The sequence below is a fragment of the Mycobacterium sp. genome, assembly GCF_036488105.1.
GTDB lineage: Bacteria > Actinomycetota > Actinomycetes > Mycobacteriales > Mycobacteriaceae > Mycobacterium.
The window spans coordinates 23349-32569 of the sequence record NZ_DASXHW010000307.1 but is presented as its reverse complement, the minus strand read 5'-3'; the positions used below and the strand labels follow the sequence as shown (position 1 = coordinate 32569).

The window sequence follows — 9221 nt, the reverse complement described above, 5'->3', positions numbered from 1 at the left end:
CGAGTTGCTAACGGATCGGGCGATGCATGCCGATCTGAAATCGCGTGGCGTGGTGTCGCTGGACATGGAGACGGCTGCGATCGCAAAGGTGTGTGACCAGCGCGGTGTCGCCTGGTCGGTGGTTCGGGCCATCAGCGACCGCGCCGGCGACGGCAGCGTCGACGCCGAGGTCGCCGGCCTCACCCACTCTGATGGCACCGCGAACCGTGCAGCCGTCGCGCGCTATCTGCTCAGGCACCGCAAGGCGCTCCCCCGTCTGGCCCGACTCGCCAAAGGATCGACCCTGGCGGCCAACCAGGCCGCGAACGCCGCAATCATGGCCGTAAGCAGCTCGATTAATTCTTGACCAATTCCAAATTAGGTCTTGACCGACTCCAGATAAGAGCGGCATATTGGGGTCGTGTCGTCAACGCCGACGGATTACTCGGCGCAGCTGCGTATGGCCGATCTTCGTGTGACCCGCCCCAGGGTCGCCGTGCTGGAAGCGGTGCATGGCAATCCGCACGCTGACACCGAGACCATTCTGACCGCGGTCCGCAGCGGACTTCCCGATGTCTCCCGACAGGCCGTGTACGACGTTCTCAACGCTCTGACCGCTGTCGGGCTCGTTCGTCGGATCCAGCCATTGGGGATGGTTGCCCGCTATGAGTCGCGTGTCGGCGACAACCACCATCACATCGTTTGTCGATCGTGCGGCGTCATCGCCGACGTCGATTGCGCTGTCGGTGACGCGCCGTGCCTGACGCCGTCCGATGACGACAACGTGCTGGACGGCTTCGTCCTCGACGAGGCCGAAGTCATCTACTGGGGCCTGTGCCCCAACTGTTCGACCGCAACGTCTCGGTCACAACCGTGATCACAGCCCGTTTCACCCACCCCTGAAAGGAATGCAGTGTCATCCGATACAGCCCACAAGGGCAGCGAAAGCGAAAACCCAGTAATCGACGCGCCCGAACCGAAGTCGGACGCTCCCTTGAGAAACCAGGACTGGTGGCCCAATCAGGTCGACGTGTCGAGGCTGCATCCTCAAGTGGCAGAGGCCAATCCGCTCGGTGAGGACTTCGATTACGCCGAAGAGTTCGCCAAGCTCGACGTCGACGCGCTCAAGGCAGACCTGGTATCGGTGTTGACCACCTCCCAGGACTGGTGGCCCGCCGACTACGGCCATTACGGCGGATTTTTCATCCGGATGAGTTGGCACGCCGCAGGCACGTACCGGATCTATGACGGCCGCGGCGGCGCTGGTCAGGGCATGCAGCGGTTCGCCCCGCTGAACAGCTGGCCGGACAACGCCAGCCTGGACAAGGCGCGCCGGCTGCTGTGGCCGGTCAAGAAGAAGTACGGCAGCAAGCTTTCGTGGGCAGACCTGCTGGTACTCGCCGGCAACGTAGCCCTGGAATCGATGGGGTTCAAGACTTTTGGGTTCGGCTTCGGTCGCGAAGACGTCTGGGAGCCCGAGGAGATCCTCTTCGGTGAGGAGGGCGAATGGTTGGGCACCGACAAGCGCTACTCCGGTAAGCGTGACCTCGCTGAGCCGTACGGCGCGACCACGATGGGTCTGATCTACGTCAATCCCGAAGGGCCCGAAGGTAAACCGGACCCGGTGGCAGCCGCGGTGGATATCCGCGAGACGTTCGGCCGGATGGCGATGAACGACGAGGAGACCGCCGCACTGATCGTCGGTGGGCACAGCTTTGGCAAGACGCACGGCGCGGGCGACGCTGATCTGGTCGGCCCCGAGCCCGAAGGCGCCCCGATCGAACAGCAGGGGTTGGGCTGGAAGAGCGCTTACGGCAGTGGGAAGGGCGAGGACACCATCACCAGCGGACTGGAGGTGGTCTGGACCACGACACCGACCAAGTGGGGCAACGGCTATCTGGAGAACCTGTACGGCTACGAGTGGGAGCTGACCAAAAGCCCGGCCGGAGCATGGCAGTTCACCGCCAAGGACGGCGCGGGTGCGGGCACGATCCCCGATCCGTTCGGCGGGCCGGGCCGCGCCCCGACGATGCTGGTCACCGACATCTCGCTGCGGGAGGACCCGATCTACCGCGAGATCACCAAGCGCTGGCTGGATCACCCTGAGGAGCTGTCCGAGGCCTTCGCCAAAGCGTGGTACAAGCTGCTGCACCGCGACATGGGACCGCTGTCCCGTTACCTCGGACCGTGGATTGCCGAGCCGCAGCTCTGGCAGGACCCGGTACCGGAGGTCGACCATGAGCTGGTCGACGACAAGGACGTCGCTGCCCTGAAGAAGAAGGTGCTCGAGTCCGGCCTGTCCGTTCCGCAGTTGGTCAAGACCGCCTGGTCCGCGGCAGGCAGCTACCGCAACACCGACAAGCGCGGCGGCGCCAACGGTGGGCGGCTTCGCCTTGAGCCGCAAAAGCATTGGGAGGTCAACGAGCCTTCGGAGTTGGAAAAGGCGTTGGCGGCGTTGGAGAAGATCCAGCACGACTTCAACGAATCTGCCTCCGGCGGCAGGAAGATCTCGTTGGCCGACCTGATCGTGTTGGCCGGCTCGGCGGCAGTCGAGAAGGCGGCCAAGGACGCCGGGTATGAGATCGAGGTGCATTTCGCGCCCGGTCGTACCGACGCCTCGCAGGAGAACACCGATGTGGAGTCGTTCGCGGTTCTCGAACCGCGGGCCGACGGCTTCCGCAACTACGCGCGGGCGGGTGAGAAGGCGCCGTTAGAGCAACTGCTTGTCGAGCGGGCCTACCTACTCGGTGTGACGGCTCCGGAGCTGACCGTGCTCGTCGGCGGCCTCCGTGCTCTGGGCGCCAACCACGGCGGCAGCAAGCACGGCGTGTTCACCGACAGGACGGGCGTGTTGACCAACGACTTCTTCGTCAACCTGCTCGACATGAACACCGAGTGGAAGGCATCGGAGACCGCGGAGAACGTCTACGAGGGCCACGACCGGGCCTCGGGTGCGCTGAAGTGGACCGCGACCGCGAACGACCTTGTGTTCGGGTCGAACTCGGTGCTGCGTGCCTTGGCCGAGGTGTACGCGCAGGACGACGCGAAGGGGAAGTTTGTGCAGGACTTCGTCGCCGCGTGGGTCAAGGTGATGAACAGCGACCGGTTCGACCTCAAGTAACGGCTGAGCGTTGACAGAGACTGCGCCCCGCGAACACCCGCTCGCGGGGCGCAGTGCGTCAACTCGCATCGCGGCGCATTTGTCGCGAAGCGAGCTTGCCGAACAGCTTTTCGGCGAGCCGGCGATGCGTGGTGTTCTGCGAGGCCGCAAGTAACCACCCCAGCCCGCGACCTGACGTTCGAGCAGTTCGCGGATAGCCGCTTCGTCAGACCGTCGCTCGCTGATCATGAGGCAGTCTCCTCGTCAATACGGATCGGCACACCCAAAGCTATTCTGGCGGATATGGCTATCGAGTCCACCATGATCGTGCTCGGCACTCCCGCACCGCGCTTTTCGCTGCCCGAGCCGGCGACCGGCAGAACAGTCAGTCTCGACGATCTTGCGGGTCCCGCAATCGTCGTCACCTTCATTTGCAATCACTGCCCGTACGTCAAACACGTCGCCGCCGGGCTGGCCGCGCTCGGCCGTGACCTCGCCGACCAAGGCGTCGCGATGGTCGCCATCTCCAGCAATGACGTGGTCACCTACCCGCAGGACGGACCCGACCAGATGGCCGTCGCAGCCCGCGACTATGGCTGGACGTTTCCGTACCTCTATGACGAGACCCAGGACATCGCTCGCGCCTTCTCCGCGGCCTGCACGCCCGACACCTTCGTCTTCGACGGCGAGCGTCGACTCGTCTATCGCGGTCAACTCGACAACTCCCGCCCGGGCAACGATCTGCCGGTCACGGCTGCAGACGTCCGCGCGGCAGTCGACGCTGTGCTCGCCGGGCGACCGGTCGACGCCGACCAACGACCCTCGATCGGCTGCGGCATCAAGTGGCGTTGATCCCGGCTGACCCGACTAGGTAAGCGGGTCGATCAGGTCGCGGAACCGTGCCGCAGGACAGACGCCCGCGCCGGCGGTTCGGACCCGGTCGGCCAGCGTGGCGTCCGACGTCACGACGTTGATCTGCTCAGGGTTATCGTCGGCGCAAACGATCCGGATGATCTCGTCATCCGCCGAATTCGCAGTCGCTCTGGGCGCGTGGTGTATCCGGATAACGGAGGAGTGAATCGGCGACGACGTCGGACCTTCGAAAACCACGACGACCTGACGGCTTTCCGGCGCGGCCCAGCGCTCAAGGTGTTCGACAAGCCGAACTCGTGCTCGCTGACGGTCTTTCCACCAGCCATCCGGTCGTGTTCCAATGACGTTCATCGCGTCGACGATCCACCGCACACAGCCGACGGTACTCATGTGGTGCGGTGGCAGTATGAATGCGTGGACTTGCAGGCGCGGAACAACGTGAGGATTGCCGGAGCCGAAGATGGTCCGACGATCATGCTCGCTCATGGCTTCGGGTGTGATCAGAATCTGTGGCGACTGGTTGAAGCCCGACTTGCAAAGAGCTTCCGGTTGGTCCTGTTCGATCACGTCGGCTGCGGTGCATCGGACCCCGCGGCATGGGACCCCAAGCGGTACGAGACGCTGCAGGGATATGCCGACGATATCCTCGGCATCGTTCGTGAGTTGGATCTGCGCGACGTGACATATGTGGGCCACTCGGTGGCTGCCATGATGGGAGTGCTTGCAGTCGCGACCGACCCGAGCCCCTTCGCCAGGTTGGTCCTGCTTACTCCCTCACCGTGCTACATCGACAAAGGTGACTATCGCGGTGGCTTCACTCGCGCCGACATCGATGAATTGTTGGACTCACTCGAGAGCAACTACCTTGGGTGGTCGCGAGCGATGGCGCCGGTGATTATGGGAGCGCCGGATCAACCTGAACTTTCCGACGAGCTCACCGATAGCTTCTGTCGCACCGATCCGGCATGCGCGCGGGTGTTCGCACGCACCACTTTCCTGTCCGACAATCGCGATGATCTTGCACGCGTGTCGATTCCCACTCTGGTGATTGAATGCGCACACGATACTTTGGCGCCGCGCGAGGTTGGTGCTTACGTCCAGCAACGAATCGACGGCAGTGAGCTGGTCACGCTCGACGCCATTGGCCATTGCCCCCAGCTCAGCGCTCCGGACATCACCGCCCATGCTATCGCTGCGTTCGCCGGGGCGACGTGACACCGGAGCCGGAGTGCCCGTCGCCTGCCGAGACTCTCAATACCGAGGACCTGTACGAGAACGCGCCTTGCGGCTACGTCGTCGCTAGGCCTGATCGGAGCATCATCAGCGTGAACGCCACGCTTTTGGCGTGGCTCGGCCACGAGCGAAACACGTTGATCGACAAGCCTTTCACTGACTTGTTGGCCGTAGGTAGCCGAATACACTACGAAACTCATTTTGCGCCCCTGTTGCAATTACACGGTGAGCTGACGGGCATTACCGTCGATCTGGTGACCGCAGCGGGCGCACGACTTCCCGCGTTCCTCACTGCCAACATCAAATCTGATGTCAACGGCCGACCACTTCTGCTGCGTATCGCGATTCACGACGCAGGCGATCGGCGTTCCTACGAGCGAGAACTCCTCGACGAGCGACAGCGGGTAGAACGGGAACGCGCGCGGGTCCAGGTGTTCGCGCGGACTCTGCAACGGTCGTTGTTGCCGCCCTTGCTTTCACCCCCCGAAGGCTTGGATGCATCTGCGCACTACCACCCCGCCTCCGCGGACGATGTCGGTGGAGATTTCTACGACTTGTTCCCGCTCACGCATGACAAGTGGGCATTCTTCATCGGTGATGTGAGTGGCAAAGGCGCCGGCGCCGCCGCGGTGACCTCATTAACCCGCTACACCTTGAGGGCAGCGGCGGTCTTCGACGCTAACCCTGTGGCGGTGTTGACGAACCTACACACTGTGCTGAGCCAGGAGTTTCGCGATACCGTAAACCAATTTGCCACAGTCATTTTCGGAATTCTCACTCCACACGACGGCGAGTTCGACATCGAGCTCGCCAGCGCGGGGCATCTCCCCCCACTAGTGCTCGGCGCCGACGGCGGCGCACGTTACGTGGACACAATCGGTGGCCAACCCGTGGGCATCCCCGTGGAGCCGAAGTTCACTGCGGCCCGAATCCGGCTTAAACCCGGCGACACGCTGGTTTTCTACACGGATGGGTTGACCGAGGCGCGAATAGGCGACGGCGCCGAGCGCTACGACTTCTACGGAGCATTGCTGGAATTCGCTGCTGCACAAGCGCCGACTACCGCGTCCGCGATTGTTGGAGCGATCCAGTCACTACTGGACAGCTTCGGCTCTGGTGTGGAAGATGATGTTGCCGTGTTGGCGCTGGGCGTTCCTCCGACGATACGGCCAGGCCCACCGAGGTCCCCCGAGTGAGGTTTCGCCGATGAAATTTGTGCTGGCCGCTTATGGGAGTCGGGGCGATGTCGAGCCGTGCGCCGTGGTTGGTCGCGAGCTGCTGCGGCGAGGGCACGAGGTGAGTATCGCCGTCCCGCCCAACATGGTCGCGTTCGTCGAGTCGGTCGGTCTTGATGCGGTGGCCTATGGGCCCGACTCCGAGGCGCAGCTGAACACGGCGGCGGATTTTTTCGTCGCCAACATGAAAAACCCCTACGCCGCGCTGCCCGAGGTCGTGGAACATGTCACCAAGGTCTGGGTGGACAAGGGCACGGCGCTCGCATCGCTCGCTGAAGGCGCCGACCTGCTTGTAACGGGCATGAACGAGCAGCGGCTGGCCGCCAACATCGCTGAACACGAAGGTATTCCGTTGGTTGCGCTGCACTCGTTTCCGTCGCGGTTTCAGCCGTCCGGGCAGCTCAACTCCTGGCTGGTCAAGGCATCCGAGGAACCTCTGCGTCGGGCGCTGGGCCTGCCGGAGGCATCCGAGCCCCCGCCGGCGTTGATGGAGATCCAGGCCTACGACGAACGGTGCTTGCCCGGCCAGCCTGACGAATGGGCCGAACCGGGCAAGCCGTTCGTCGGCGCGCTCACCCTCGAGTCGCCCACCGATGCCGACGATGAGGTGTTGTCGTGGATTGGCGAGGGAACTGCGCCCGTTTATTTCGGCATGGGCAGCACCCCGATTTCTCCTCCCGCCGAGATCGTCGAGAGGATCGTGGCGGCGTGCGCGCAACTGAACCAGCGGTTGCTGATCTGCACCGGGCCCAACGACTTGTCCGAATTCGATCACTACGACCACGTCAAGTTTGTCGACGCGGTCGGTCACGCCGCGATCCTTCCTCGCTGCCGGGCGGCCGTCCACCACGGCGGCGCGGGCACCACCGCAGCGGTGATGCGCGCCGGTGTGCCGTCACTGATTTTGTGGCTCTGGCTCGATCAGCCGGTGTGGGCGGCCGGTGTGGAGCAGCTGAAGATTGGTACGGGACAACGGTTCTCGGACGCCAACCTAGAATCGCTGACCGCCGGATTGAGGTGGATTGTCACACCGGAATACCTCGATCGGGCTGGCAAGATTGCCGCAGAAATGATATCTCCCTACGAAAGCGCTTCCAGCGCCGCGGATTTCGTAGAAGCCGCCGCCAGCACGGACTAAATCACCGGCCGAGATCCCACTGGCCGAAGTCGGGGGCGAGCACTTCATCGACGTCGATGTTGATGCCACCAAGAAGCGGACCGGGATTCGACGGCGTGTTGACCACCTCTTGGTACAACACGGCAGTGGAATCGCGTTGTCCATGTGACCAGGATTTGGTCTGCCATGCCCATCGGTGTCCTGCTGTGGTCGACTGGCCGATGACGCCGTCGTTGGTCGCCCACTGGCAAGCCTGAAAATGTCCGTAGATCCCAGTTCGCGCAGTGCCCAGTACCGAATTGATGCCGCGAAACCAGTTGACGGCCAGACCGTTCCAGGTGTCGACGTTGATGTCGTCGTCGACGCTGAAAAAGATCGGGGCGGAGTTGCTGCCTCCGGCAGCGTTGTGGAGCTGCAGAGCCGTGTGCGCGTCGGCCGCGCCACCGTCGAAACCGCGGGTGAAGTCCGAGGGTGCGGTTCCGTTTGGCTTGCCGTACTGGAAGTTGCTGACGATGTGCAATCCCGCGGCGCGTAGCGAGTCTGCGTACTCGCGGGTGAGGGGCTTCGCCTCGAAGTTCGCGCCCGGCCGCGACTCGGACACGTAATTCACCACCCCGGCATAGCCGGCCGCTTTGATCTCGGCAGGCGCAATTCGGCGCTCCGCAAAATCGATCAGCCTCGGATTGGCGGCCGACGCTTTACGTCCGTCGAGGGTCGCGCCTAACGGGGCAAGGCTCAGCAGAGCCGCTGCCGCAGCGTATTTCGCCAGTTCGCGTCGTGAGAAGGATGATTCGACCATGATGAGCCTCAGCGGGTAAGGAGCGCCGTGGCACTCCAGGGTCTTCTGCCCGGGTGACGTGGATTCGGTTGCGGCACCCACACGAGCGGCCGCATGAACATCGGCAACCTGCGAAACCGGTTGGCGGCCGCCATCAGATACTCGGATTCGAGGACTCGCCAGCCGAGATCCTCGAAATAGGCCAACCCGTTTTCGGGCGCGAAGATGAACGGGGCATTCTGCAGCATGCCGGCCATCTTCTGGTTCATCAGCCTCTTCAAGCCTGGACCGCCGAAGTCGAACATCCACCAGGCCACCTCGGGCCGGCTGATCGCGTCCGAAAGTGCTGTGACATCACGGTCTTCCAAATACATCAACAGGCCCTCGGTCAACACGAGAGCTCTGCTGGCGCCATCCAGTGCCGTGTCGAAGAAAGCGTCGCGGGCCACTGGGTCGGCGAGGTCGACCGCGGACCGGGTCAGCCGGCACCGCGGTGTCTGGTCGGCCAGGAGTTGCGTCTTCTCCGCGAGTAACTCCGGAAGGTCTGCTTCGATCCATTGAAAATCTGCTGGAAGGTTCAGTCGGTACGGCCGGGTGTCCAAGCCGGCGGCCAGGTTCAGCACCCGGTCGCAGCCGTCGGCAATCGCTTCGGCGATCGCGTCGTCGATGATCTTGGTACGCGCGACGAGCCACCAGCCGCTGCGGCTCGTCATAGCAGTCTTGGCGACGATCGCGCGGCCTTGTTCACCCGCGAGACGCTCGGCCAGTGGGTCGCCGAACAGCGCGTCGGCCCGCGCCGATTCCGTTGCCCGAAACCGCGCCGTCCACCGGGCCGTGTCCGAAACGTGGGTGATCACATGCCCGGCGTCTACCATACGTTGCGTTATAGCACTCGGGCGCTGGTGG

The 9221-nt window shown here is 63.6% G+C and carries 9 protein-coding genes and 1 pseudogene; 7 read left to right on the top strand and 3 right to left on the bottom strand.

Annotated elements, in window-relative coordinates:
• From VGH54_RS16355 to VGH54_RS16340, 4 genes and pseudogenes are all read left to right on the top strand, one after another.
• Positions 1-346: pseudogene (locus VGH54_RS16355) on the top strand (hypothetical protein); the annotation flags it as partial.
• 54 nt (positions 347-400) lie between these two features.
• Entirely contained in the window at positions 401-856 is a 456-nt protein-coding gene (locus tag VGH54_RS16350; protein WP_331513109.1) for a Fur family transcriptional regulator, read from the top strand.
• Between the two features lie 36 nt (positions 857-892).
• On the top strand, positions 893-3100 hold the full coding sequence (gene katG / locus VGH54_RS16345) for a catalase/peroxidase HPI (protein WP_331513108.1): 2208 nt from the start codon (positions 893-895) through the stop codon (positions 3098-3100).
• Positions 3101-3382: 282 nt separating this feature from the next.
• Positions 3383-3931, top strand: coding sequence for a thioredoxin family protein (locus VGH54_RS16340; RefSeq protein WP_331513107.1), 549 nt, complete (start codon positions 3383-3385; stop codon positions 3929-3931).
• A gap of 15 nt (positions 3932-3946) precedes the next feature.
• Here the strand turns inward: VGH54_RS16340 and VGH54_RS16335 are convergent, their stop codons facing one another.
• A complete protein-coding gene (locus tag VGH54_RS16335) occupies positions 3947-4324 on the bottom strand; it encodes an NYN domain-containing protein (RefSeq protein WP_331513106.1) in 378 nt (125 codons plus the stop codon).
• Positions 4325-4366: 42 nt separating this feature from the next.
• On the opposite strand from VGH54_RS16335, the gene VGH54_RS16330 reads away from it, so the two are divergent.
• Genes VGH54_RS16330 through VGH54_RS16320 form a run of 3 tightly spaced genes read left to right on the top strand, consistent with a single transcriptional unit; the run spans position 4367 to position 7558 of the window.
• Entirely contained in the window at positions 4367-5167 is an 801-nt protein-coding gene (locus VGH54_RS16330; RefSeq protein WP_331513105.1) for an alpha/beta hydrolase, read from the top strand.
• The gene (locus VGH54_RS16325) at positions 5164-6381 is read left to right on the top strand and encodes a PP2C family protein-serine/threonine phosphatase (protein WP_331513104.1); all 1218 of its coding nucleotides are present in this window, start codon (positions 5164-5166) and stop codon (positions 6379-6381) included. The genes VGH54_RS16330 and VGH54_RS16325 overlap by 4 nt, the downstream gene beginning before the upstream one ends.
• A gap of 10 nt (positions 6382-6391) precedes the next feature.
• Positions 6392-7558 carry a glycosyltransferase gene (locus tag VGH54_RS16320; protein ID WP_331513103.1) on the top strand — a complete coding sequence of 389 codons (1167 nt, stop codon included), beginning with the start codon at positions 6392-6394 and terminating at the stop codon, positions 7556-7558.
• 1 nt (position 7559) lies between these two features.
• Here VGH54_RS16320 and VGH54_RS16315 read toward each other — a convergent pair whose 3' ends face one another.
• Together VGH54_RS16315 and VGH54_RS16310 are read right to left on the bottom strand one after the other, a co-directional pair.
• On the bottom strand, positions 7560-8336 hold the full coding sequence (locus tag VGH54_RS16315; protein ID WP_331513102.1) for a DUF1906 domain-containing protein: 777 nt from the start codon (positions 8334-8336) through the stop codon (positions 7560-7562).
• Between the two features lie 8 nt (positions 8337-8344).
• A complete protein-coding gene (locus VGH54_RS16310; protein WP_331513101.1) occupies positions 8345-9190 on the bottom strand; it encodes an SAM-dependent methyltransferase in 846 nt (281 codons plus the stop codon).
• Positions 9191-9221: the final 31 nt, after the last annotated feature.